Annotated in this window: 25 protein-coding genes and 1 tRNA gene; 9 read left to right on the forward strand and 17 right to left on the reverse strand. The window is 42.3% G+C overall.

All coding sequences use genetic code 11. The annotated features are described in order from the left end of the window. Positions 1-97 precede the first annotated feature (97 nt). Positions 98-1,888 carry a cellulase family glycosylhydrolase gene (locus BMX50_RS09100; protein WP_091210175.1) on the reverse strand — a complete coding sequence of 597 codons (1,791 nt, stop codon included), beginning with the start codon at positions 1,886-1,888 and terminating at the stop codon, positions 98-100. A 36-nt stretch (positions 1,889-1,924) separates the two neighbouring features. Further along, complete coding sequence (locus BMX50_RS09105) at positions 1,925-3,331, reverse strand: glycoside hydrolase family 30 protein (RefSeq protein WP_091210176.1); 1,407 nt, start codon at positions 3,329-3,331, stop codon at positions 1,925-1,927. A 277-nt stretch (positions 3,332-3,608) separates the two neighbouring features. On the opposite strand from BMX50_RS09105, the gene BMX50_RS09110 reads away from it, so the two are divergent. After that, positions 3,609-3,980, forward strand: coding sequence for a response regulator (locus BMX50_RS09110; RefSeq protein ID WP_091210177.1), 372 nt, complete (start codon positions 3,609-3,611; stop codon positions 3,978-3,980). Between the two features lie 187 nt (positions 3,981-4,167). Here the strand turns inward: BMX50_RS09110 and BMX50_RS09115 are convergent, their stop codons facing one another. The 9 genes from BMX50_RS09115 to BMX50_RS09155 form a co-directional block, all read right to left on the reverse strand. Beyond that, the gene (locus tag BMX50_RS09115; protein ID WP_091210178.1) at positions 4,168-5,745 is read right to left on the reverse strand and encodes a M1 family metallopeptidase; all 1,578 of its coding nucleotides are present in this window, start codon (positions 5,743-5,745) and stop codon (positions 4,168-4,170) included. Between the two features lie 98 nt (positions 5,746-5,843). Further along, positions 5,844-6,767, reverse strand: a complete 924-nt coding sequence (locus BMX50_RS09120; protein WP_091210179.1) for a hypothetical protein — start codon at positions 6,765-6,767, stop codon at positions 5,844-5,846. Positions 6,768-6,846: 79 nt separating this feature from the next. After that, a complete protein-coding gene (locus tag BMX50_RS09125) occupies positions 6,847-7,590 on the reverse strand; it encodes a hypothetical protein (protein ID WP_091210180.1) in 744 nt (247 codons plus the stop codon). Between the two features lie 258 nt (positions 7,591-7,848). After that, a complete protein-coding gene (ffh, locus tag BMX50_RS09130; RefSeq protein WP_091210181.1) occupies positions 7,849-9,177 on the reverse strand; it encodes a signal recognition particle protein in 1,329 nt (442 codons plus the stop codon). 441 nt (positions 9,178-9,618) lie between these two features. Next, entirely contained in the window at positions 9,619-10,641 is a 1,023-nt protein-coding gene (locus tag BMX50_RS09135) for a DUF3078 domain-containing protein (protein WP_091210182.1), read from the reverse strand. A 130-nt stretch (positions 10,642-10,771) separates the two neighbouring features. Then, a complete protein-coding gene (locus tag BMX50_RS09140; RefSeq protein WP_143065131.1) occupies positions 10,772-11,596 on the reverse strand; it encodes a peptidase associated/transthyretin-like domain-containing protein in 825 nt (274 codons plus the stop codon). Positions 11,597-11,721: 125 nt separating this feature from the next. Then, positions 11,722-12,558, reverse strand: coding sequence for a glucosaminidase domain-containing protein (locus tag BMX50_RS09145; protein WP_091210184.1), 837 nt, complete (start codon positions 12,556-12,558; stop codon positions 11,722-11,724). Between the two features lie 61 nt (positions 12,559-12,619). Continuing rightward, positions 12,620-13,162, reverse strand: a complete 543-nt coding sequence (locus BMX50_RS09150) for a glucosaminidase domain-containing protein (protein WP_091210185.1) — start codon at positions 13,160-13,162, stop codon at positions 12,620-12,622. A gap of 3 nt (positions 13,163-13,165) precedes the next feature. Next, complete coding sequence (locus BMX50_RS09155) at positions 13,166-13,804, reverse strand: O-methyltransferase (RefSeq protein ID WP_091210186.1); 639 nt, start codon at positions 13,802-13,804, stop codon at positions 13,166-13,168. 163 nt (positions 13,805-13,967) lie between these two features. Here BMX50_RS09155 and BMX50_RS09160 point away from each other — a divergent pair, with 163 nt between their 5' ends. Beyond that, on the forward strand, positions 13,968-14,345 hold the full coding sequence (locus BMX50_RS09160; RefSeq protein WP_091210187.1) for a GxxExxY protein: 378 nt from the start codon (positions 13,968-13,970) through the stop codon (positions 14,343-14,345). 74 nt (positions 14,346-14,419) lie between these two features. Here BMX50_RS09160 and ruvX read toward each other — a convergent pair whose 3' ends face one another. After that, on the reverse strand, positions 14,420-14,830 hold the full coding sequence (ruvX, locus tag BMX50_RS09165) for a Holliday junction resolvase RuvX (RefSeq protein ID WP_091210188.1): 411 nt from the start codon (positions 14,828-14,830) through the stop codon (positions 14,420-14,422). Positions 14,831-15,016: 186 nt separating this feature from the next. On the opposite strand from ruvX, the gene BMX50_RS09170 reads away from it, so the two are divergent. From BMX50_RS09170 to BMX50_RS09180, 3 genes are read left to right on the forward strand one after another with little or no spacing between them, the layout of a single operon-like run. Next, positions 15,017-16,162: a DNA polymerase III subunit gene (locus tag BMX50_RS09170; RefSeq protein WP_091210189.1), complete on the forward strand. Its 1,146-nt coding sequence runs from the start codon at positions 15,017-15,019 to the stop codon at positions 16,160-16,162. A gap of 2 nt (positions 16,163-16,164) precedes the next feature. Beyond that, positions 16,165-17,676, forward strand: a complete 1,512-nt coding sequence (ricT, locus tag BMX50_RS09175) for a regulatory iron-sulfur-containing complex subunit RicT (RefSeq protein WP_091210190.1) — start codon at positions 16,165-16,167, stop codon at positions 17,674-17,676. Next, positions 17,673-18,155, forward strand: a complete 483-nt coding sequence (locus BMX50_RS09180; RefSeq protein WP_091210191.1) for a gliding motility lipoprotein GldH — start codon at positions 17,673-17,675, stop codon at positions 18,153-18,155. The genes ricT and BMX50_RS09180 overlap by 4 nt, the downstream gene beginning before the upstream one ends. Before the next feature lie 7 nt (positions 18,156-18,162). Here BMX50_RS09180 and BMX50_RS09185 read toward each other — a convergent pair whose 3' ends face one another. Beyond that, complete coding sequence (locus BMX50_RS09185) at positions 18,163-18,540, reverse strand: hypothetical protein (protein ID WP_091210192.1); 378 nt, start codon at positions 18,538-18,540, stop codon at positions 18,163-18,165. Positions 18,541-18,653: 113 nt separating this feature from the next. On the opposite strand from BMX50_RS09185, the gene BMX50_RS09190 reads away from it, so the two are divergent. From BMX50_RS09190 to rmuC, 3 genes are all read left to right on the forward strand, one after another. Next, the gene (locus BMX50_RS09190) at positions 18,654-18,887 is read left to right on the forward strand and encodes a hypothetical protein (protein WP_091210193.1); all 234 of its coding nucleotides are present in this window, start codon (positions 18,654-18,656) and stop codon (positions 18,885-18,887) included. Positions 18,888-19,037: 150 nt separating this feature from the next. Further along, positions 19,038-19,187 carry a hypothetical protein gene (locus tag BMX50_RS34495; RefSeq protein ID WP_167667848.1) on the forward strand — a complete coding sequence of 50 codons (150 nt, stop codon included), beginning with the start codon at positions 19,038-19,040 and terminating at the stop codon, positions 19,185-19,187. 81 nt (positions 19,188-19,268) lie between these two features. After that, complete coding sequence (rmuC, locus tag BMX50_RS09195; protein ID WP_091210194.1) at positions 19,269-20,639, forward strand: DNA recombination protein RmuC; 1,371 nt, start codon at positions 19,269-19,271, stop codon at positions 20,637-20,639. Positions 20,640-20,798: 159 nt separating this feature from the next. Here rmuC and BMX50_RS09200 read toward each other — a convergent pair whose 3' ends face one another. The 3 genes from BMX50_RS09200 to nadA form a co-directional block, all read right to left on the reverse strand. Continuing rightward, positions 20,799-21,239, reverse strand: coding sequence for a hypothetical protein (locus BMX50_RS09200; RefSeq protein ID WP_091210195.1), 441 nt, complete (start codon positions 21,237-21,239; stop codon positions 20,799-20,801). Beyond that, on the reverse strand, positions 21,239-22,285 hold the full coding sequence (thiL, locus tag BMX50_RS09205; RefSeq protein ID WP_091210196.1) for a thiamine-phosphate kinase: 1,047 nt from the start codon (positions 22,283-22,285) through the stop codon (positions 21,239-21,241). The genes BMX50_RS09200 and thiL overlap by 1 nt, the downstream gene beginning before the upstream one ends. A gap of 467 nt (positions 22,286-22,752) precedes the next feature. Beyond that, complete coding sequence (gene nadA / locus BMX50_RS09210; RefSeq protein WP_091210197.1) at positions 22,753-23,745, reverse strand: quinolinate synthase NadA; 993 nt, start codon at positions 23,743-23,745, stop codon at positions 22,753-22,755. Between the two features lie 407 nt (positions 23,746-24,152). Here nadA and nadB point away from each other — a divergent pair, with 407 nt between their 5' ends. Then, positions 24,153-25,745, forward strand: a complete 1,593-nt coding sequence (gene nadB / locus BMX50_RS09215; RefSeq protein ID WP_091210198.1) for an L-aspartate oxidase — start codon at positions 24,153-24,155, stop codon at positions 25,743-25,745. A 120-nt stretch (positions 25,746-25,865) separates the two neighbouring features. Here nadB and BMX50_RS09220 read toward each other — a convergent pair. Then, positions 25,866-25,938, reverse strand: a tRNA-Gly gene (locus BMX50_RS09220). Between the last annotated feature and the right edge of the window lie 29 nt (positions 25,939-25,967).

The following is a 25,967-nucleotide window of genomic DNA, read 5'->3' on the forward strand; positions in this document are numbered from 1 at the left end:
ATCGCGCATTCCCCCCGCTTTTCCTCTTCCAGGCATTAAATAAAACAGCCGAGGCATTGTAATACCCCGGCTGTTTAATAACATTTAGCCCTAAATATTATTTACCCTTCCAAAACTGCAGGTAATGCAAGTTATACCCGCCGTTATTGGCCAGCACTTTTATTTTATTAGCACCCGCTTTTAAAACAATGTTTTTAACCGCAATAACCTGCCATTTTTTTAACCCGCCGGTGTTGGGTACTGCCACTTCTTTTGCCTGGGTTGTATTGTTAACCAAAACAGATAGTTTGGCATCGTCGGTAGCAGAAGCCACTTTTAGGCTTATAGAATATACCCCCGGGGTTTTAACCTGTATAGTATATTGTGTCCATTCACCGGTTTCAATATGGTCAACATAATAGCTGTTGTATTGGGTAGAGTCTTTACTGATATCAACGCCGTCATTACGGTAAACATGCCCCTTGTTGCCTACACCGGGTTTGCCCGAAGTATGATAGTCGGCGGTGTCGGTATCAAAATAAGCGTAACCGTTGCGGCCCAGATCATAGTCAACAGCATTGATCACTGTTCCGTTACCAATTTTATTGGCTTTAAATGGCCTGGTAACCGTTGTGTGCGGCTGCCTGAAAATAGCGTCGATCACATCGTGGTGAATAATGGTATTTTCCAGTTTGGCATAGGTAGCCAGCTCCAGGGTACCGCTATATGTATTGCTCTCATTAGGCTTATGCTTGCCGGTGTTGAGGTACCTGGCTACATCATCATAATTTAAATTTGAACGGATTTCCATCGGGTTGTTATTGCCCAACTTTTTCAACGGCCATAACGACCAGCCAATGTTATTTTTCTCTAACAGGCCAATAGCCTCGGTTATCCAGGTATTTGAGTTTTCGCCGGTTTCGCCAAGCCATACGGGTATATTATACTGGTCGCGGGTTTTTACGATATGCTCAACAGATTTTTGATCGTTAAAATTCCAGTATTTGTGGAAGCTGAGCACCATGTTTTTATCCCATTGGGGCAAAATGCTGTTATAGTTATTGCCCCAGCCGTTCCCTTCAATAATGATGATGTGCTTCTTATCTACCTCGCGGATAGCTGCGGTAATATCAACCATGAGCTTCCTTAACGGCCCATTTGTTTTTTCCTTTAGGCCATTCTTATCATTTTGCGGATCATCAAAGCCCCAGTTTGGCTCGTTGATGATATCATAAGCGCCAATATTGGGCTCATTTTTATAACGCTCGGCCAGTTTTCGCCAAAGGGCGATGGTTTTTTGTTTATTGGCTTCGCTGTCCCATAGCGATGGTTTGTCGGGATCGCGGTCGGAGATATTAAGATCATTGCCTTGTCCGCCGGGAGTAGCATGCAGGTCAAGGATTAAATACATATGATTAGCTTTACACCAGGCCAGCAGATCATCGGTCATTTTAAAGCCCTTATCCAGCCAGGTGTTTTGTCCTGCTACCGGTTCTTTATCAACCGGCAGGGTATACAGGTTATAATGCATCGGCAGGCGGATGGAGTTAAATCCCCAACGCTTCATCGAGTCCACATCTATTTTGCGGGTATTATTGGCCAGCCAGGTATCGTAAAACTCTTTAGTTTCGGCAGGTCCCATTAATTCTTCCAGGCGCTCACGGATGCGGTACTGGCGGCTGTCTTTATTGATGTGCAGCATGTAGCCTTCCTGCAGCATCCATCCTCCTAAACCCATACCGCGCAGCAATACATTCTGCCCTTTTTCATCAACTATTTTTTTGCCATCGGCTTTTAAAAAGCCTGTTTGCGCATTGCCTTGCAGTGAGATAAACAAGGCTGGGGCGGCCGCAAGCAATACCTTAATCCCTGCGTTTAACTTTATATTTTTTATTAACGATGTTAACATGTTATTGTACATTTAATTTTTTTGAAACAGTTCGTACTACCAGATATAAGTTCCTACCGAACCTTTGTCGAGCTTAACAGCCAATATTTTTCCCTGGTATTTAATATTGAAATCCTGTGCATTATCGCCTGTATTAGCAACGATGAGTACTTTTTTTCCATCTGGGGTTTTAAAAGCCACGTTAGGCAAAGTATCAGAACTGTTTGATGCGATACGAACCGAACCAGGGCGTACAAATTTGGAAGCATGGGCAACCGAATAGTAAGCCACATTTTTCTTAACCTCATTTTTATCAATGGTAACGGCCCCCTGGCACATCGGGCATCCGCCACGATCAGTATATGGTTTATATTCCGGGTCGGCAGCAAGGTTCCACTCCAGCACGTTGCGGCTCCAGTTGCGGGTAGCACCAATGATGAGTCTTTTAACCGGCCATGCGATATTGATGGTGCTTTGGTTCTCGGGCTCAACGGTCATCTGCTCGGTAAAGTAAATGTTTTTATCAGGATGCGCATTGTGTACATCAGTCAGGGCCGAAATATCGCCGCCGTACAGGTGGAAACCAGATCCATCAACATATTTGCGGGCGGCAGGGTCGTTTAATATCGAGATAGGGTAGTCGGGCCTGTCGGCATTATGGTCATAAACAATAATTTTTGTTTTGATTCCTGCGGCCTTAAACGCAGGGCCCAGGTTATTTTTAATAAAGTCGGCCTCATCCGGCGCAACCATCAGCAAGCTGGGGTTATTACCCGGGTGCAATGGCTCGTTCTGAATAGTGATGGCATCAATATTAATCCCGTTAGCTTTCATACCCTGGATATATTTAACCAGGTATTTAGCATAAACAGGGTAGCAATCGGGTTTCAGCCTGCCGCCGCGGGTATCGTTATTGGTTTTCATCCATGCCGGCGGCGACCATGGCGAGCCCAGGATCTTAATAGTCGGGTTGATAGCCAATATCTGCTTCATTACCGGGATCACATCGGTTTTATCCGGGCCAAGGTCAAAATGCTTCAGCGTTGGATCGGTTTGGCCATTGGGCATGTCATCGTACGAAAATACTTTCTCGTTCAAATCCGACGCTCCAATGCTCAGCCTTAAATAGCTGATGCCAATATCGTTCCCGGTAACGGCAAAAAGGTTTTTAAGTAAAGCGGCACGGCTACCGGCACTCATCCGAATAATGTGCATGGCGCTGCCTCCGGTTAATGCAAATCCAAATCCATCTATCGGTTGGTAATGCTGCTTATCATCAACAGTAATGGTAGTACCGCCGGCTTCCCCGGTTTTAAAGGTAAGCGGCTCTTTTTGCTGTTCAAAAAGTACCGACCTATCGGCCTTTGTAAGCCATAAGCTTGCCTTTGTTGTTTGGGCGTTTATTGTTGCCGCCGAACCAAGCAGCAAGGCACCCAATAAAATAGATTTAATTTGCGTGTTCATGAAACAGAGATTACAGGTATAGTGTTGGTGTAACAGGAATTAATAAGGCTGTTTGAAATTGGATAGGTAAAAATATTACTGTTTTTATTAAAACGCCGTAATTAATCGGTTACAAATTCAATAATCAGGTTTTGTAGTGGTTAAGAAGTGGCTTTATGCTTAATTTTTTATTCGGGGAGCGATATAAAAGCCCGTTTTAAACACAGTAAATTTAATTACCAATTTAAAACATTTGGTTTTATGAAAAGATGTTTATAAATTCACGTACAGCTATCTCATGAGTACTTCACACAAAAAGATTGTCATATTTGATGACGACGAGGACATCCTGTCTATTTGCAGTTATATTTTGGAAGAGCAGGGATGGGAAGTACATACTTTCAGTGATTGCAATAACATTGTTGAAAAGGTGTCGGGCATTTTACCCGATGTTATCATGATGGATAACTGGATCCCTGATTCGGGTGGGATCGTAGCCACACAAACCCTCAAAAAAACAGATCTACTTAAAGATATACCCGTAATTTATTTTTCGGCCAACAGCGACATTCAGATCCTGGCCGACCACGCAGGCGCCCAAACATTTTTAGCCAAACCTTTTGACCTGGAAGACCTGGAAAAAGTGATCAGCACGGTTATTGCAGCGTAGGTTAGGAAAAGTCTAAGAAGAAAAAAGCGTGGGCTTGTGCGATTCCCCTCTTGAGAGAGAGGTGTGTTTCCGCTTTGATATTCCAATCGCAGAAACACACCTCTGCTACCGCTCGTTCCTTCGCGCCCCCTCTCGAGAGGGGAATTAAAAAAACTTTTCCGAACAATTTTTTGGCTTATTCCTCTATTTATTTCTCCTCAAACGATGCCAGCAGGTTCACATTCGGATCGATCTTAACATCGGCAGGCTTAGCTTTTACTTTGAACTTTACTGTTGCCGATTTTTCTTTCACCGGCACGGTCAGCAATTGTCCGTCAACAGCAACCTCTAACAACAGGTTGTAAACATATTCCTGGCTCTGAGTTACATTGATAGCGATGGTACTATCTTTTTCGTCATATTTCCAGCTAACGGCCAGGTTGGGGTGTCCCGCCGTGCGCAGCCATTGGGTAAAAAACTGCTTAAGGTCTTTACCGCTGGTCAGTTCCATAACTTTCCTTAAATCATCGGTATTGGCATTACTGCCCTGGTATTTGGAATAGTAATTTCTCACTCCCTTCCAAAAAATGTCATCGCCCAGTTTACGCCTTAGCATATGCAGCACCCAGCCACCTTTTTCGTAGCTGTTGGCATTAAGGAGCTGCATATATTGTGTTTTAACGGCAGTATCAACAACCGGGGTCAATCGTTTTTTTTCAAAATCAAGCACCTTTTTACGGTCGGCTTTTAAACGCGTTTTTAATGTATCAGCACCGTATTTATTTTCGAGGTAAAGATTGGTCATGTAAGTAGCAAAACCCTCGCTTAGCCAAAGGTGACCGAAGCTTTTTTCGCTGGCGCCGTCGCCAAACCATTGGTGGGCAATTTCGTGTGCCATCAGTTCCTCTATTTCGGGGCTTTTAACCGATTCTTCAAAGTAGAATATCGCGCTGGCATTTTCCATGCCTCCAAAAATAGTTTTCGATTGTACGTTGGCCAGTTTCTCATAGCTGTAGGGGCCAACATTTTTTATAAAGTAGGGGAGAATATTTTTAGCCACCGCATAACTTTTAAACCCAACCTCCTTGCTTTCAGGAAAAACATAAGTAAAAACCGGGATACCGTTAACATCCCCCGGGCGGTCAACAGCAAACTCGGCTACGCCAATAACCATCACTTTGGTTGGCAGCGCAACTGTTTCAACCCAATGGGTTAGTTTCAGGTTGCCGTCGAGCTGCTTTTCTTCCGTTTGCAAACCGTTTGATACCACCTGGTAATGATCAGGAGCAGTTACAATGAAATCAACCGGTGCTTTATCGGCAATATTATCAACGCAGGGCAGCCAGTTATGGGCGCGATTAGGCCAGTTATCGCCAAAAAAAGTACGGTGGCCGAAAGCGTTTGTTGATATAATAAGCCCATCAGCCGGCACGCCACTGTAACTTATGGTATAATCGCGGGTATTTCCTTTATAAGCGCGCGTGGTTATTTTTAGCTGTTCATCGTCCTGGGTAAATTTTACCGGCTTTCCGTTTTCAGTCACTGCCGATACCAGCATTCCTTTACCCTCAGCATTCTTTTTTACCAGGTCGAGGTTAAAACCTTCTGCAGCATTCAAAAACCTTACGGTAACTGTAGCTTTTCCTTCTATATTATTATCGGCATCGTTCAGTTTTAAATCAAACGTATAATGTTTAACATCAACCGGCGCTCCAGGAGCCTGGGCAAAAGATGGTATGGTAAATAAGGTTGGTAGTGATAAGAGAACTAAAAATATCCTGCGCATAAGCTTCCTGCTGTTTATAATAAACACAACAAAGCTAACAAAAACAGGCTTTTATATCCATCACAGTAGCATATAGCTTATCACATTTTTTAACATTGCTAAAACGTTACATTAACGCCTGTTGTAAATAAAAAGTAAACACCGTTCATTTTAGTCCCGGATACGTAATCAACCTGGTTAAACGGCTTGATCAAGTAGGGAGTAAACAGGATCTGCCACTTGTTGATGGTATAAGTTAAAGGCAGCGATCCGCTAAAAGCAAGCAGCTTGTATTGCCTTACCTCACGCTGGTTTTGTTGCGTTACAGTTTGTGTAATGATAGTTTGTTTTGGCTGGTTAGGAAACAATATATTGATAGGCGTTTGTTTCTGCGGAACGTCTACCGAGCGAGTTACCTGCGATTCGGTATAATATGTTTGATAAAATGATTGCGTTCCCGCGTAAAGTGTGGCAGTAGGGGTAATCTTCAGGCCGCCTTTTCTATCTGCACCTGTTTTTAGGGCAAAAATTTCCTTTGATAACTCGGCTGTGTTCACGATGTCATTGCTGTTGTTTTTATTGAAACGATAGCTGGCACCTGCCGTAAACTTAACAATATCGTCAGGATTAGCATACAACTGTCCATCGACAGAGGCATTGAAAGAGGAAAGTATGATCGGGCTGCTTTTGGTGATAAAATATTTAGTGGCCGATACATTGCCTCCATAATACCGTTTTGCATCAAACGTAAAAACATAGCCCGGCGTAACACTAAGCCCCTCGGTGCCTGATTTGGAACCGTTGAGGTCAAAATAACCGATGGCGCTTACAAAAAGCCCTTGTTTACTCACTAATGTAACCGAAGGAAGAAGGACGGGAACGCTGCTCTCATCGCGCCGGCCGGCATAGGTAAGGTTTGACAGGTACTGCAGCCCTGCATTTACAAACAACTCCTTGCTTTTAGTTGAAGTATCTGTTTTTTGCTGGGCATAAACTGCCGGGTAGGCCAAAACCAGCAGCAGGATAAGTTTAAGTTTTTTCATGTTTAATGCTGAATAAAATAGTGCGGATAATCAAAAAGGCCGGAACCGGCCTTTTTGATTTTATATATGTTTAACGCTGTTATTGCTTAGCTACGCTCAGTTTTGATGTGCTACGGCCCGAAGTTTTTACAGAGACACTTTTTTTGCCTGCCTTTACAGTTGTGCCTGAAGTGCTGCTGCCTGCTGTAGAAGCGTTTATCTTTTTAGCGCTAACAGCTGCATTACCGGTGCTGTTTAGGTTGGCCGAAGAGCTTACACTTACTTTTTTGCTAACAGCATTTACGCCGTTACCAGCAGTTACTGCTGTTTTACAGGCTGTTGTGGTAACACCGGTCCTCAAAGCGGCAGCATTGCTGTTTATTTTTTCGGCAGTATTGGCGGTGACACTTTCGGTTGTGGTGAGGGCTTTTTCGCCGGTTGCTGTTACTCCGGCTGTATTTAAATTGCCTGTAGCAGCGGTATTGCTGCTAACACCCGCCTGCGCTGCTGTTGTACCGGCAGTAGCATTTACGGTTGATGCAGCATTACCGCTAACATTAGCAGCTTGATTTGATGCCACGCCTGTTACAGCCTGATTGGTTGTAGTTTGTGCTTGTGCAGCAGTTTTTGCGGCTACATTTTGGGCCTGGGTAGCTGCCTGATTGGTGGCAGCAGATGTAGTATTCACCGCTTTTTGTGCTATAGATGCGGCATTCACCGTTGGGGTAGCTACGCGGGTTGCTATTTTGGTAGCTGTGGTAGCACCGATATTAACCTGTGCCGAACTAACTTTAAATGCAAACAATGCCGCGGTAAATAAAACTGGCTTAATTAAATTTTTCATGGTCAAATATTTAGTTACTCATTATGTTTGGTATTGCTTATCTGCATAACCAAACTGTCGTATACACTAAATCAAAGGGAATGCCACTGCCCTGTAAATGACATTTTGATGACCAATAGAGCTGCAAGGTGTGAAAACATGTGTAAATGTGTATAATAATTTATACACCTGTTCATTTTGTTCACCGCTCTTATTAAACAAAAAACGCTCCTTGTAAAAATACAGGAGCGTCTCAAAACACTTTGTTTGGTGTGTTTATTACATCTTTGGCATCCTGCGCATCATGTTGGCCATAGCTGCCGGGTTGCTCATTTGCTTCATCACCTTCTTCATGTCGTCAAATTGCTTCATGAGGCGGTTAACTTCCTGTATATCGGTACCCGAACCTTTGGCTATACGGTTACGGCGACTTTGATTAATAGTTTCAGGGTTTTCTTTCTCAAACGGGGTCATTGACTGTATAATTGCCTCGATAGCTTTAAATGCATTGTCATCAACCTCAACGTCCTTCATCATTTTACCAACACCCGGTATCATGCCCATCAAATCTTTCATGTTACCCATTTTTTTGATCTGTTGGATCTGGCTGTAAAAGTCGTTAAAGTCGAACTTGTTTTTGCGGATCTTCTTCTGTAGTTCGGCAGCTTCCTTCTCGTCAAACTGTTGTTGAGCACGTTCTACCAACGATACCACGTCGCCCATGCCCAGGATCCTTGATGCCATACGATCGGGGTGGAAAACGTCAAGCGCTTCCATCTTTTCGCCGGTACCAATAAATTTGATAGGCTTGTTAACAACCGATTTAATAGATAACGCTGCACCACCGCGGGTATCACCATCCAATTTGGTTAATACCACACCGGTAAAGTCCAAACGGTCGTTGAACACTTTAGCAGTGTTCACGGCATCCTGGCCGGTCATGGAGTCAACCACAAACAGGATCTCGTGAGGTTTTACAGCATCTTTTACCTGCTCAATTTCCACCATCATGGCCTCGTCAATAGCTAAACGGCCGGCGGTGTCAATAATTACCACGTTATTGCCGTTTTGCTTAGCCAGCGCTATACCTTCACGGGCAATAGCAACCGGATCTTTCGACTCGCGGTTTGCATATACCGGGATTCCTATTTGCTGGCCTAATACCTCCAGCTGGTCAATAGCCGCAGGGCGGTAAATATCATCAGCAACCAGTAATGGTTTTTTGTTGCGTTGTGTTTTTAAGTAATTAGCAAGCTTACCGGTAAAAGTTGTTTTACCCGCACCGTTCAAACCTGCAATTAGAATGATGGTAGGTGTGGCCGGGAAATTCAAATCAGCAGTGGTACCGCCCATTAATGCCGTAAGCTCATCGTTCATGAGCTTGGTAAGCAGCTGACCTGGCGAAATAGATGTTAATACATTATTACCAAGCGCTTTTTGCCTCACATCATCGGTAAATGCTTTGGCGGTTTTATAGTTAACGTCGGCATCAAGAAGAGCCTTGCGGATCTCCTTCATGGTTTCGGCCACGTTTATTTCAGTAATTGTTCCCTGACCCTTCAGGACCTTGAACGCCCTGTCGAGTTTATCCGAAAGATTTTCAAACATTATATTAAAAAACTTTAATCTTTTTTATAAGAATGCAAAGGTATGATTTTGAACTATATTAACTCAATTACTTAGTAGATTAACCTGGGAAATCGCTTTTAAAAACAAAATTATGCAGGAGGCACCTACGGAGCCAAATATCTTCTCACTTGCGTAAGCTATAAACATGGTACTCCTACGGAGTTTTGTGAACAGCCTGTAAATACACAACAGGACTATCGCAAAAATCTGTAAACTTTTTTTAGGACGAGACGTGCCGTCCAAACTCCGTAGGAGTATCATGTTTGTAGAAAAATGAAACACATGTATTGGCTCCGTAGGTGCCTCCTTCTTAAAGCAATTTCTCTGTTAGACTAACTTGTACTCCCTTCTAAGTTTATATAAACAAAACAGGCCTCATGTTTATGAAGCCTGCCAATGTTATCATATTTTTTAAATAAGTTACGGGAACCTGTACAGCATCCCCAGCCCAATACCTTCATAGCCTTGGGCGGCGGCGGCGGTGTGTTTATCGTAAAGCAAAGTACCGTTAACTGTTGCACTGATGAGCCTGTTAACCTTTGCCGATAATACCAAATCGACGCGGTGTGTGATAAACTTAGGCGATTGCGCATAGGGGATAAACAGTGCGTAACGCGTATTAAGGTGAATGTTTTTGGCAATATCTTTATCAAAGAGGGCTACAACCTGGAATGCGAGGTCGTTTTTAACGGTCTTTAAGGTATCCACACCGTAGTTATCGGGCTTCTTGATGTGGATCTTATCATCCAGTACAAATGTTTGCCTTGCGGTACCAGTACCTAAACGCAAATCGAACCAGGGTTTTGGCTTGTACTCAAAACCGACAGATTCGGTTAAATAGCCCGGCGACATGAAGTTAGAAATATAGTCCTGGGTAAAAGTTCCGTTGCCGTTATCAATATAATTATAACCTTTATCAAACTGCGACTCGAAGGTTAATGCACCGAAAAAATACCAGCTTTTTGATAATTGAGACGCCACTTTGTTATCAAAATAGATACGGTCTTGTGTTTTACGCTTGCCCTGGCCCTTATTTTTTGATACCCCGTAAGTAAGGTTAAGCTCTGATACATAACTGAACGGGGCCTTGTTATATTCGGTATGATAAATAAAATTGGAGCCTAATGCCACTGCACTTACACCACCCGCGGCATAATTGCTGCTGAATGCCGACTGGCTAAAGTTTAACCCAAAGGTGACAGCTTTTTTCCAGTAGTTTACTTTATAATCGAGCATGGTAACAGGTACCATTTCGCGCTGGATCTGTATGGGACGAACCCGGGTGGGGATGGCGTTTTTGCGGGAATTGATCCGGTATTTATTGAGTACTGCTGTGTCTATTTTAACAGTATCTTTTTTCAGGGTATCGGTTTGTGCTTTCGCTGAAAAAACACACGTGACTGATAATGCGAGTATTAGTAATCCCGGTTTTGTTTTTAACATAGTAAACAAATTAAAGCAAAAATCTCCTTTTTTACCTACAATAAACAAAAATGTTGCCCCAGGGTTTAATCAGGCCAACAGGTTTTGGTCAAAAATATTGGAATTTTTGAATACTAAAGTGAACCTTTTATTAAGATTTGGATATACTGTCACGACCAAGATCTCTCTTGCTGTCTTCGGGTGTAATAAGGGGCGTAAGGGAATATGGCCGTTTTTTATACTTTAAAAAACGATTGAGGTTGGTTTTAATGGAGGCTATAAATTCATAATCACTGGCGGTTTTCACCAAATAATAGCCTGGGCGGTACCGGATCATGAAATCGGTAAGCTGCTGATCTTTTAAATTGGTTATAGCGCCAACATATGTTCGGTTAAAGCGATAGTCGATAACGTTTTGCTGGTAATCCTTTTCAATGGTTTCGCGCAGATGGGCTGCATTACGGCCGCTACGGCTTAATGCATTATAAATTGCATCAATGCTTAAGCCTGCACCACCCGGGCCAAAACTGAGCAGGTCTTTACTATTAAGCGGGCCAAAAATTTTTGTATAATCGCTTTTGGTTGCTGCAAGCCGTTTTTGCGGATTAAGCAAGGTATCGCGCACTATAACTTCCTTAAGCTGTATGGCTGTTCGTTTCATATAAACAGCTAATGATTCGCCGCCTTGTATTTTCAATGTATCAGGATGATGGTCGGATTTTGTAAAAACAAGCACATCGCCGGGCTGGGCTTCAATCTTGAATTCGCCTTTAAAAGTATTGTAGATGGATTTGCCGGTGGTAATGTTTTGCACATTTACTTTGGCTATGCGGTCCTTGCTGTCTTTATCAAACACAACACCATCAACCGTTTTTTGCTGGGCAAAAACCGTAGTCGCGGGCAGGGCAAAACATATCAAAAACATCCACAATTTCATCGAGGATGCAAAAATACGTACTGCGCAACGGGTGATCATACAATTTAACAACAATTAACCTTTGGAGAAAGAGTCAAGATGTCAGGAATCAAGAGTCAAGACAGTTTTGGAGATCTTTTTCTCTCACTATCTTGACTCTTGGTTCTTGCTGTCTTGTCTCTTGTTTACTTCACTACAACAAGCTTCTGGCCAATTTTAATGCCATTGTCGCTCATACTGTTTAACGCTTTCAGGTCGTCGACAGTTATTCCAAAACGTTTAGATATGTTGTATAGTGTATCGCCCTGTTTTACGGTGTAGATCTTATCGTCGGGCGGGGTTTTGGAAATGGTATCCTGTGCGGGTTTATTGATGTTGTTATTGATCTGGGCCAATACGCGGTCTTCCCGTTTAATTTTAGCTATTTCACCTTCAGGACGGTCGTATTGTGCCAGGTTATATTTTTCGATGATATTGATCAATAGCTGCGGATAATTAGGGTTGGTGGCATATCCGGCTCTTTTTAAGCCGAAAGCCCAGCCTTTATAGTCATCCTTATCCAACTCAAAAAGTTTGGCGTAGTTTTTCCGTTTTAAAAAATTGGAGTGATCACGGAAAGAATCTTCCGGGTTATCATAAACGCGAAAGCAATCGTTCACATTATCGTCGTCCTTATAATAGCTTTTACCTGTCCAATCGCTTGTACATTTTATGCCGAAGTGGTTATTGGCATATTTAGCCAGATCGCTGCTGCCAGCACCTGATTCAAACAAACCCTGACCAAGGGTAATACTGGCCGGGATACCATACTGGTTCATTTCCTGTATGGCTATGGCCTTAAAGCGTTCAATATATTCTAACGAAGTATATGATTTGTAATTGGCAACAGCATCCTTATTTGCTTTTTGGATGCTATTGTTATTACGCCGGGCGTCGCGGTTTGATACGGTCGACGTTTTTTTACGGGCAGAGCACGAACTGAAACAGGCTACAGCAATAAACAGGTATATAATTTTTCGCATTATGCTTAAATCTTATTGAGTGGCATATAGATAGGGGCCAAATTAAGATTTATAAACGTAATTATTGTTGTTTAGTTGTCGCGTCGGCCAATTGGGTTTGGGTTGCCGGGTTTTCGTCAAGGTCATTAAGGTCATATTTATTAATGATACCTAAAACCTGTGCGGCCCATTTACGGCTACCGGCATAACCGGCACGTTGAATACCTTTTGCCCATCCTTTGTAATCATAATGGGTAAGTGCGTCGGCCAGGTGACTGAACTGTTTACGCTCGGTCATGATACGGGCAAAGTCCTGGAATGAGTCAAAAACCGAATCGTATTTTTTATAAGAGGTACGAACTTTTTTGTTGTGTTTGGTATAAACTACGGTGTTGTATCCTTTTACCCCAAACTGGTTGTTAAGGTTTTGTGCTATAGTGCTGTTGCCGCAGCCCGATTCGTGCATGGCCACACCTAAAACGATGCTTGCCGGAATCCCGGTTTCGTGCATGATGCGAATGGCATCATCTTTGAATTTATCAATGTAGGATAATGAGGTATTTTTCTGTGCTGAAGCAGCTAATGTTGAAATCAACAGTGTTGTAATCAGTAAGATTTTCTTCATAATTTATTTTTTTCTGATAACCAGCAGCCCGTCGCGTACCGGCAGGATCAATTTTTCTATCCTGCTATCAACAGCTATCTGGTCATTTAGTTTGCGGATTCCTTCAGTATCGGCATCTTTTTCTTGGCCGTATACCTTTCCTTTCCACAAAACATTGTCAATTATTATTAATCCTCCGGATCTGACTTTGTCAAAAACTAATTCAAAGTAAGTATAATTATTCTTTTTATCCGCATCTATAAACACCAAATCGAAAATATCTTCCTGTAAATCAGCAATAATGGCCTCTGCCGGCCCAAAATGCAGCTTTATTTTATTTTCAACATTTGTTAGTTTAAGGTGTGAAGTGATGATCTCCTCCATTTCGCGGTTAACCTCGATGGTATGAAGGATGCCGTCTTCGGCCAAACCTTCGGCCAGGCAAATAGCCGAGTAGCCTGTATAGGTACCTATCTCCAGGATGCGCTTAGGCTGCACCATTTTACTTAAAAAACTAAGCAGCCTGCCCTGGTAATGTCCCGATAGCATGTTGGGTTTTAACACCTTGATATGCGTTTCGCGGTTGAGCTTTTTAAGCGCTTCCGGTTCCGGGTCGCAATGGTCATCTAAGTAAGCCAATAAGGCATTAGGGAGAATATCCATGGGGGCAAATGTACACAAAAACCTTGATTTTCTTGATTACAGGATTTCTCGATGCTGTACATCGCTTCTTTTGAACCGTGATTCGCTTGATTAGAGGATTTTCTGATGGGTTCTTGGAAACTTATTTTTGATGTTATAATTTTAATTTCATTTAAACCTTAGCATGAAATATAAAGAGCTTACTGAAAAGATAATTGGCTGTGCCATGCGTGTGCACAATACGCTTGGGAATGGTTTCCAGGAACTAATTTATCAGCGCGCATTAGCTCTGGAATTAGCGAAGGCTGACTTAAAATTTGCCCAGGAGCTGGAAATGATCATTTATTATGATGGTGTTGATATAGGAAAACGTCGTGTCGATTTTTTTGTTGAAGGATCAATCATGGTCGAAATAAAAGCCATCATATCACTCGAAGATGTGCACTTGGCGCAAGCTATGAATTACCTCGAAGCCTATAAAATGGAAATAGGCCTGCTAATAAATTTCGGATCAAAAAGCTTACAATTCAAACGCGTTCATAACAACAATCTATTTGTTTGAGGCAGATATCCGACATTTCCCTAATCCAAAAAAATCCATCTATCATGAAATCCTCTAATCAAGCAAATCATGGTTCAAATCTTTCTTTCCATCCAGCTTTGCAACAATATCACCGCCGATATTGTATCAACCAATTCCTTATTTTGCCGGTTCTTTTTGTTCATGCCACTTTGAGCGATAGTTGCCGACGCCATTTTTGAGGTAAAGCGCTCATCAACCATTTCGACAGGCATTTCAGGAAAAGTTTTCTTTAACAGGTTCACAAAGCCTTTTACATGCGGGGCCGATTGCGAGGGCGTGTTATCCATTTGCTTAGGTTCGCCTACTATAAAACGCTCTACCTGTTCTGTTTGGAGATATTTTTTTAAAAACTCAATGATATTATTAGGGTGGATATTATCAAGCCCAGTCGCGATAATCTGCAGGGGGTCGGTAACTGCGATGCCGATGCGTTTGGTGCCGTAATCAAAAGCCATTACTCTCATGTTGTAAAGATAGGAGATGTGGAATATAGATTTGAGATGTAAGACATGAGATTTGAGATTTAGCTCTATCATCTCTACAAATCAGATGAAAATTATACACGATATATCTTTTCTTTACTGTCAAAAAATATTCCCGTCTCATATCTCACATCTAAAATCTCATATCTAATTACTATTTTGCACCAAATGCAGTTTAAAGAAATAGTAGGACAAGAAGCAACGAAGCAACGATTACTTAACACGGTGAGCGAGAACCGGGTAAGTCATGCGCAATTATTTTTAGGCCCCGAAGGTTCGGGCAGCCTGGCGCTTGCTGTTGCCTATGCACAGTACCTATCCTGCGAAGATAAGCAGCCCGATGATTCATGCGGGATATGCTCATCATGCCGCAAATACCAAAAACTGATGCATCCCGATCTGCACTTTTCGTATCCTTTCTTCGCAAAACATAAGGACGATACGGCGCTTACATTTATTGAGCAATGGCGCGGGGCTTTAACTACTAACCCATATTTAAGTCTTGATATTTGGCGCGGTTATCTGGATGCCGAAAACAAGCAGGCCAACATCAATATTGCCGAATGCCACCAGATCATCAAAAAATTAAGCTTTAAACCCTTTGAATCGGAATACAAGATCCTGATACTTTGGCTACCCGAATACCTGGATAAGGAAGGGAATGCACTCCTTAAAATTATTGAAGAGCCGCAGCCCAATACATTATTTTTATTAGTAGCCCAAAACCAGGACCAGATCCTGAACACCATATTATCGCGCACCCAACTGGTTAAAATACCTGCATTGGAGTACGATGAAATTAAAGAACATTTAATAAGTAACCACCACCAAACCGAAGAAGCGGCTGCCGAAATGGCCTATCTCAGCAATGGCAACATGACCGAAGCGCTGGCCATGCTGCAGCAGGATAACAAAAGCTATCATGAGCTGTTTGTACAATGGCTGCGTTATTGCTTTGGCAATAAGGGCATTGAAGTTATGGCTTTTGTTGAGCAGTTTGCTAAAATGGGCCGCGAAAACCAGAAAAACTTTTTGCGTTACGGCACCAGCTTTGTTCGCGAATGCTGTTTACTACTTGCCGGGGCCGGTAGCCTGGTACATTTGCCGGCAAAAGAATTGGATACGGCTCAAAAAATGAGCAATGTGCTGAGTATAGGCAAATCGCAAATGATTATTGACGAGCTGGAAAAGGCGCATTATCATGTGGAGCGTAACGCTAATCCTAAAATCTTATTTTTAGATGTATCTTTACAAATTATTAAAATACTAATTAATAAAAATGTCCCTGCGGGGAATCAATATATGCCAAGTTAATTATGGGATGTGGAAGTTGCTCAACAGGTGGCGGATGTTCGCCTGCGGGCTGCAAAAGTAACGGCAGTTGCCTTACTAATGGTTGCAGCAAATTAGATGTTTACGATTGGCTGTCGCATATGGACATGCCAACTAACTATAAGCCTTTCCAGGTTATTGAAGTTAAGTTTAAGGGCTCGCGCAAGGAGTTTTATTTAAACAACGATAATATTTACCTCGAAGCCGGCGAGCTGGTGGCTGTTGAAGCTACCACAGGAGGTTATGATATAGGCCATGTTTCGCTTACCGGCGAACTGGTGCGCATGCAAATGGTTAAGCGCCACGTAAAGGAAGCCGACGTAGTAAAAAAAATCTACCGTAAAGCTACCGTTGCCGATGTTGACAAATGGAAAGCCGCCAAGGATATGGAATGGGAAACCATGCACAAATCGCGCAAGCTGGCACTTGACCTTAACCTGAGCATGAAGCTGAGCGATGTGGATTACCAGGGCGATAAAACCAAGGCAACATTTTACTATACCGCCGAAGGCCGCGTTGATTTCAGGGAACTGATCAAGAAAATGGCCGAAACCTTCCGCATCCGTATCGAAATGAGGCAGATAGGCATGAGGCAGGAAGCAAGCCGTTTAGGTGGTATAGGCTCATGCGGCAGGGAGCTGTGCTGCTCAACCTGGCTAACCGATTTTAAAACCGTATCCACTTCTGCTGCACGTTATCAAAACCTATCGTTAAATACCTTGAAACTGGCAGGCCAGTGCGGTAAGCTAAAATGCTGCCTTAACTATGAGCTGGATACTTACATGGATGCATTGAAATACATCCCTGATAATGTAAACATACTTAAAACCCAAAAAGGCGATGCCCGCCTGCAAAAAACCGACATCTTTAAAAAGATGATGTGGTTTAGTTATCCCGGCGAAGAATCATGGGTTCCGCTGCCTATAAAAAAGGTTAAAGAAATCCAGCAGCAAAATAAAGATGGTGTAATTCCTGAAGACCTGGGCGAAATTGTCGAGGTTGAAACAGCACCGGCAAAAGTGCTTGATTACGAAAACGTAGTAGGCCAGGATAGCCTTACCCGCCTTGACGAGCGCCGCAACAACAATAAAAAGAAAAACAAAAACCGCAATAAAAACCAGAAACCCGGAGGCCAGGCACAAGCCGATGGCAAACCTGCTAATCAGCAGCAGCCGCGTCCGCAGCAGCCTCAGCAGGGATCAGGTAATCCGCAGGAAAAACCGGCTCAGCAACAACGTACTGAAGGAAACCGCCCGCAACAACATAACAAGCCACAGGGAAACAAGCCTCCTCAACAAAACAAACCACAGGGCGAGGCGAAGCCGCAAGGCGAAGCTAAACCACAAAGGGAACCAAGGCCGCAGGGAGAGCCAAAACAACAGCAAGGCGAGGGAAAACCGCAGGGAGAAGGCAGCGGTAATAATAACAGGCGCCGCAGGCCAAACCGTCCAAACCGCAATAATAATAACAACAATCAACAGGCAAAACCTGAATGAAACGGGCTTTAAATATCATTTACCCGGCAGCATTGTTACTAATAACGATGCTTGCCGGTTCATGTACCGATCCTAACAGCATCATTGATACCAATACCGAAATTGCCGATCATAACTGGTCGTACGTTAACCGTGCCAATTTTGATGTTAAAATTAATGATGAAAAAGTTGCCTATAACCAATATCTCAATTTACGGGTTACCGGCAATTATAAATACTCCAACATTTTTGTGCTGGTTAACCAGATCTCACCCGATAAAAAAGCACATACCACGCGTTTTGAAGTAAAACTTGCCAACCCCGATGGCGAGTGGCTGGGCAAAGGGTCCGGCAACTTATACAGCTACCAGGTGCTTTTGCGTAAAGATTATCATTTCCCGGCAAAAGGTATTTACCGTTTTCAGATAGAACAAAACATGCGCGATAATCCGCTGCATGAAATCAGCGACGTAGGTTTAAGGGTAGAAAAAGCCCAATAATTTATGCTTACGGAATATCGTAGCTCACTGTAACGGAGCTGTGTGTTACAATTTCTCTGTCTGTATCTTGTACAACTATTTTGTCATTATCGTAAATTTTATAGGTTACTGTATTGGAAACATCTGACGCAACCAGGAGGGTTACTTCGTCATTTTGATTCAATGTAGCCGTATAGCTGTACGATGCCCCTTTTTCAATAGCCTTTGTATCTACAATCTTAGGGCTGTTGTCTGTTGTTTTATATTCAGACAGTGAAACATTGAATGCATCAGCCCCGCTTACTGTAACTTTTATGGTATGTGGCTGAGGAGACTGTTCCGAACTCTTTTTTGAGCATGAGACAAACAGCATGCTTATCAGTATTGTGTAAATCAGCCGCTTCATAATTGGTTTTTATTTGTGAATATGCTTAATTTATACCAGTCAACAAAATTTGCTTTTAACTCACGCTAACAAAACTGAACTATTTAATTACCGTTAAACCATAAATATCACCTATGACAAAATTCGCTATTTTAACTTTTATAGCAGCTTCAATAACTTTTGCTTCATGCCGCAGCTCCGACAAAAAAACCGACCGTCAAAGCGATACCAGCGCAGCTAAAGGCAGCGGCGGCCCTGCCGATTCAACTAAAACTGCAACACCCGGAAACAGCGCATCAACCCCTAATTCATCGGATACTACTTCACTTGGTGCCGATACCGATTCGGCTGTACATCCGGTGCATTAATATTTACTGTCTTAATAGTATATACATCTTTAGATTCATATTAACATTACAAGTTTAGACCTGTTATGCTGAGCTTGTCGAAGGGTCGCGCGCAGAGGCCCTACCCGCTATGCTTCGACAGGCTCAGCATGACCCATTTTTAATCATGTCATGGGTAGGTACGAAGGATCTTCTTCAACAAGCATGACCGCTATACAGGGCGAAGAAGATGCTTCGTACCTCAGCATGACAAAGAGACAAATATCATTTCTCCTTCAGATTCCATGGGATTTCCCCATTCAGCATGACATCCCTCTTTAGAAAGATTACACTTTCTATAATTAATTTTATTAGCATTTATTATTTATAATTCTTTACTTTACTAATATTTTTATCAAATAAATGACTGGAATTATATTAGTAATTGTATCCCTGATCATCCTGCTGATCGCTGTTTTTTTATTCCTGAAAAAACCAAAAGCGGTTGAGCTGATCTCCGCCGACGAGTTGAGCAAACTCCGCTACGAGCAAGATAAACTTAAAATTTTATTGGCCAAAGCCGAGGAAAAATCAAACGGCTTAATAGCTGAAAAAGAAAGCATTACCAACTTTTTGAAAGAGGAAAAGAACCGCCTTATTGACGAACTTTTATACGAGCGTACCCAGCTGGCCCAGGCCAATCAATCCTTAGAAAGCGCCCGCGCTTATTATAAATCACAGCAGGAAAAACTGCAGGAACAAAAAGCAGAAATAGAACAGATCCGTACGCAATTTCAGCGCGAATTTGAAAATGTGGCCGAAAAACTGCTTAAAGAAAAATCAAAGGAATTTACTGATATCAACCGTAGTAACTTGGATGTTATCCTTAATCCGCTAAAGGAAAACCTGAAGGCGTTTGAAGATAAAGTTGAGAAAGTTTATAACATGGAAGCGGCTGAGCGAAATACCCTGAAAGGTGTGATAACCCAGCTGATGGACTTGAATAAGCAGATCAGCGATGAGGCACAAAATTTGACCAAAGCCCTTAAAGGAGATAACAAAAAACAAGGCAACTGGGGTGAAATGATTTTGGAGCGGATACTGGAACGTTCAGGCCTGGTTAAAGACCAGGAATACCGCATTCAGGCCGCTATGCAGGCCACCGATGGTACAAGGTATCAACCCGATGTAATCATCGATCTGCCTGATGATAAGCACCTGATCATCGACTCCAAAGTATCTCTCATTGCGTACGAAAAACTGGTTAATGCCGATACCGAAGACGACCGAAAACTATTTGCCAAAGCCCATGTGGAGTCTATTCGTGGTCATGTTGCCGGCTTATCAGCCAAAAAATATCACGATTTATATAAGATCAACTCTCCTGATTTTGTGTTGCTTTTTGTGCCGATAGAATCTTCTTTCAGTATAGCGGTACAGCTTGATAATGAACTGTTTAATTATGCATGGGACAGGAAAGTAGTGATTGTTAGTCCGTCGACATTACTGGCTACGCTGCGTACCATTGCCAGTATGTGGAAACAGGAACGCCAAAACCGTAACGTATTGGAAATAGCCCGTTTAAGCGGCGATATGTATGATAAGTTTGTTGGCTTTTTGGGTGATATGGATAGCATCGGCAAAAATATCAATCAAACACAATCAGCCTATAATAATGCTATCAATAAACTATCGGAGGGTAGGGGCAATCTTACTATTACCGCCGAAAAGATCAAAAAATTAGGTGCTAAGGCGGATAAGCAAATAGATCAGAAGTATATCGGGGATGAGTAAGCCAGTAATAAAATAATAAAACAGCCACATAAAAACCATGTCATTGCGAGGTACGAAGCAATCGCATCCTATACAGAGCGGCTCTGCTTCCGTGCGATTGCCACGCTTCGCTCGCAATGACATGAAAATTTGGGAGCCGAGCGGTGGCTACTATTTTTTTTAACTATTCTTTCTTTCAAACCACCAATCTGCCTGTTTGGTGAACATCAGCGCCCATCCCCATAGCTCAACAATGATCTCGGCGAGGGTTAAAATGATGAGGTAAACCGGCATTTGGACAGCTTTCTTTTGAAGGCTGCTATCGTGTAACACTCCAAAACTATACAGGAGTGATGATCCCAGGAAAAATATATTTAGCAATATCAGAACCGAAAGGATGATCCTTGCCCATTTTTTTCCTTCGCCCGTTACAAAAATCAAGAAACCAACGGCGAAAAATACGAACAGGATGGCCGAAAAGTTAAACCCATCCAGGTAATTATTAAGCGTTTGAATCAACAAGCCCAGGTAAAGCAATAAAATTCCCTTTACAAAAACCCGAGGTGGTTTACCATCGGGATGGTTGTTAAGGTAAAATTTATCAAATGCCCCCTGTAACATTATTCGGCTTTTTTAAATGCATTCCAGCCCTGGGCCTTCAATTCATGTACAGTACCGCTTTTGGTGATCAGGTTACAACCCGCCGATGGTTCGGTGATATAGCCAATGATGCTTATATCCATTTTAAACTTGATCTTATCGTAATCTGCCTGTTTCACAGTGAACAATAATTCGTAATCTTCACCACCGCTTAAGGCGCAAATGGTAGGGTCGAGGTTAAATTCGCGGGCCGTTTCAAAAGTCATCGGATCAAGTGGAATTTTTTCCTCGTACAGGTTACAACCTTTGTTGCTTTGCTTGCAGATGTGTAAAAGCTCTGAAGCCAAACCATCTGATACATCGATCATCGCAGTTGGCTTTACCTCGATACTTTTCAGCAGTTCAACCACATCACGACGAGCTTCCGGTTTCAACTGGCGCTCAACAATGTAATCTTTACCTTCCAGATCGGGCTGAATGTTGGGGTTTTCCATGTAGATCAGCTTCTCGCGCTCCAGTAATTGCAAACCGGTGTAAGCACCGCCCAAATCGCCGGATACACAAATCAAATCACCTTCTTCGGCACCGTTACGGTACACAATATCAGCTTCATCGGCGTAGCCAATTGAAGTTACGCTGATAACCAAACCCTGTTTTGACGATGTTGTATCGCCCCCAATCAAATCCACATTATATTTTTCACAGGCGATATAAATCCCCTGGTAAAGCTCCTCAATGGCTTCGAGCGGAAATTTGCTCGACATGCCGATAGATACAGTAACCTGCGACGCTATACCATTCATCGCATAAATATCACTTAGGTTTACCTGTATCGCTTTGTAACCCAAGTGCTTAAGTGGCGTATACGCCAAATCAAAATGGATCCCCTCCAGCAACATGTCTGTACTTACCAGCACCTTTTTGCCCGAAAAATCAAGCACGGCGGCATCATCGCCAACGCCCTTGTTCGAGCTTTCGTTGCTGAGCTTGATATTTTTCGTAAGATGACCGATAAGGCCAAATTCGCCAAGCTCCTCTAAATTGGTTCTATCTTGATTTTCAAACATAATTAGCCCTTTAAATTTCTCCGCCAACCAGCGGAAAAACTTTTTAAATTCTATTCCTGCACATTTTTGGGCCGCAACCCGGTTTACGTCCTCCGCCGAAGGCGGGAAAATTTTTTTGGATTTTTAAGCTACTTCAAGCCTAAGCATTCCAAGTACCCGAAAAGCGGGGCACAAATATATCGACGCTTGTCGCTCTTGCAGCTTATCCCCACCTTATACTTTTTAACAATAATGTGGATAACCCAATTTTAAGGGCCGCAATCTGTTTACATTATATCCGCCAACGGCGGAAAATTTTTTTACGATTTTTGGCCTTTTTTCCAATTAGAAGGCACTTTTACGCGAAAAATGCCTTCAGTTTAATGTCTCCGGGTTTTCCACAATTACCCGGTTTATAAGTTTTGGTTCATTAGCTTCTCACTTTCAAAAAAACAGTGAAAAACTATTCACAACCTGTATAATTCTCTTTACAATCCCAGCTGAGCCGAAATCTCAAGCATACGTTCAATAGGTTTTACCGCTTTTGCAATGATATGCTCCGGTACAGTTACCTCCGGCGTTTCGTTTTTAAGGCACAGATATAACTTTTCCAGTGTGTTACGTTTCATGTGCGGGCAATCGTTACATGCACAGTTGTTATTTGGTGGCGCCGGAATAAATATTTTATCCGGATTTTCCTTTTGCATCTGGTGTAAAATACCCGACTCTGTAGCAACTATAAATTCCTTTTCGGGCCTCGCGCCGGCATATTTCAAAATACCGGTTGTTGAACCAACGTAATCGGCCATTTCCAATATAACATCCTCACATTCAGGATGTGCCAGCAGCTTTGCACCCGGATGACGCTCTTTAAGTTTAGTGATCTTTTCTCTCGAAAATATCTCATGAACCATACAGGCACCGTTCCACAATACCAGGTCACGCCCGGTTTTCTTGGCTACGTACGCGCCAAGGTTTTTATCAGGTCCGAAAATGATCTTCTGATCTTTCGGTAAGCTCTCCACAATCTGCACAGCGTTGCTTGATGTACAAACAATGTCGGTTAAAGCTTTCAGTTCGGCCGTACAGTTTACATAAGTGATCACCAGGTGATCTGGATAGTTTTCCTTAAACTTTTTAAACAAGTGAGGAGGGCAACTATCTGCTAATGAACAACCTGCCTTCATATCCGGCAGTAAAACCTTCTTTGTTGGCGACAAGATCTTGGCCGTTTCGGCCATGAAATGCACGCCTGCAAAAACAATGATGTCGGCATCCGTTTTGGCGGCTTGTTGAGATAATCCCAAACTATCACCAATGTAATCGGCAATATCCTGGATATCGCCATCCTGGTAATAGTGCGCCAGAATCACCGCATTTTTTTGCTTTTTTAATTTTTCAATTTCAGCGAAAAGATCAAGCGTCGGATCAATTTCTTCATCCACGTATCCTTTCAGATTTATTTCTTCGAAGGTATTCATTTCCACAATTCAATTAATAACAACTAATTTTTAATTAAAAAAGAACTATTGTTTGTTAGGGTGTTGGTAATGTGCAAAAGTCGGAGTAATTTTTGTTTTAAAAGTTAGTTTTCACAATTTATTAACACTTATAAACATTTTTCCACCAAAAAGTATGCTGATTTTTAGATATCTGTGACAATCAATTTTTATTTGAAAAAGTTTTATGTTAATATTTTCAGGGTTGACAAAATGTTAGCTTTATGACTAAAGTGTCGGAAAAGTCGATCAAAAAATATTGATATTCGACCTGAGAAAGGGAGTTATACACATTGTAAACTATTTTTAAGTTTTTGTTTACATAAACTTAACAGGTTTTATAGCTGTTATTAACATTAGTACTACTTTTACACACATTTATCGAAAATATGACCCGAAATGTTGATTTCCTTGTAGTGGGTTCAGGGATAGCCGGATTAAGTTTTGCGCTCAAGGCAGCAAAGCATGGTAAGGTTCTGATAGTTACAAAATCTAACGAAGATGAATCCAACACCAAATATGCCCAGGGAGGCGTTGCGGTGGTTGTGGATAAAAAAGAAGATTCTTTTGAAAAACATATCCAGGATACCTTAATAAGTGGAGATGGCCTTTGCGACCGTGAAGTTGTTGAAGCCGTTGTTAAGGAAGGCCCCGAGCGTATCAATGAAATAATTGAATACGGAACCAATTTCGACAAGACCAATGAAGGTGTTTATGACCTGGCTAAAGAGGGTGGGCATTCAGAATTTCGTGTATTGCATTATAAAGATGTAACTGGCTGGGAGATAGAGCGTTCGCTTTTAGAGGAAATTCATAAAAACCCTAATATTGAGATACTTACGCATTATTTTGCAGTTGATTTAATAACACAGCACCATTTGGGCGAGCTGGTGGGTAAATCGAGTACCGATATTACCTGCTTTGGGATTTATGCCTTTAATACTGAAACTAAGATTGTAGAGAAGATCCTGTCTAAAGTTACTGTAATGGCTGCAGGTGGTGCGGGGCATATCTATGCAGTTACCACCAACCCAACTATTGCTACCGGGGACGGTATTGCTATGGTATACCGGGCAAAGGGTAAAGTGCGTAATATGGAATTTATGCAATTCCATCCTACTGCATTATATAATCCGGGTGAGTATCCTTCGTTCTTAATATCTGAAGCTGTGCGTGGCTTTGGCGGCGTGTTAAAGCGTACCAATGGCGAAGAGTTTATGCACGAATATGATGAGCGTAAGTCATTGGCACCACGGGATATTACTGCAAGGGCTATTGACGCCGAGATCAAGAAATCGGGTGAGGACTTTGTTTATTTAGACGTAAGGCACCGCAGCAAGAAAGATATCCTGAATCATTTCCCTAATATTTATGCCAAATGTTTGGAAATTGGGATCGATATGACCAAGGATATGATCCCTGTTGCACCGGCCTGTCATTATATGTGTGGTGGTATTTTGGTTGATCATGTAGGCCAATCGTCTATATTAAGATTGTATGCCTGTGGCGAATGCTCGTCAACAGGCCTGCATGGTGCTAACAGGTTGGCATCCAATTCATTATTAGAGGCATTGGTTTTTGCCCATAGAATTTATGAGGATGCTATAAAGAATTTTGAGAACAATGTGATCCCAGAGAATATCCCTGACTGGGATGAGAAAGGTGTCCAGCTGTCAAATGAAGATATCCTGGTTACCCACAACGTGCGCGAAATGCAAAAGCTGATGAATGATTATGTGGGTATAGTACGTTCTGATTTCAGGCTTGATAGGGCTTTACGGAGGTTGAAGTTATTATACGAAGAAACAGAAGATTTCTATAAGAAAACAAAACTTTCGGTTAAACTATGCGAGCTGCGTAATTTGATCCAGGTATCGTTTATTGTAGTAAAATCAGCCATGTTACGTAAGGAGAGCAGGGGATTGCATTATACCACTGATTATCCTGAACATGCTGAGCAGCTGCAGGATACGGTGTTTTAAAAAATATGTCATTGCGAGCGAAGCGTGGCAATCGCGAACATTGCAAATCCGCTCTGTATAGCATGCGATTGCTTCGTCGTTCCTCCTCGCAATGACATGAAAAAGAAAAGTTTTGATTTGAGCGAAAAACGGGATTCGAACCCGCGGCCTTCAGTTTGGGAAACTGATGCTCTACCGACTGAGCTATTTTCGCTTATAATGTATCCAAACATAAAGAAAATT

This window comes from Mucilaginibacter gossypiicola (assembly GCF_900110105.1).
Lineage (GTDB): Bacteria > Bacteroidota > Bacteroidia > Sphingobacteriales > Sphingobacteriaceae > Mucilaginibacter > Mucilaginibacter gossypiicola.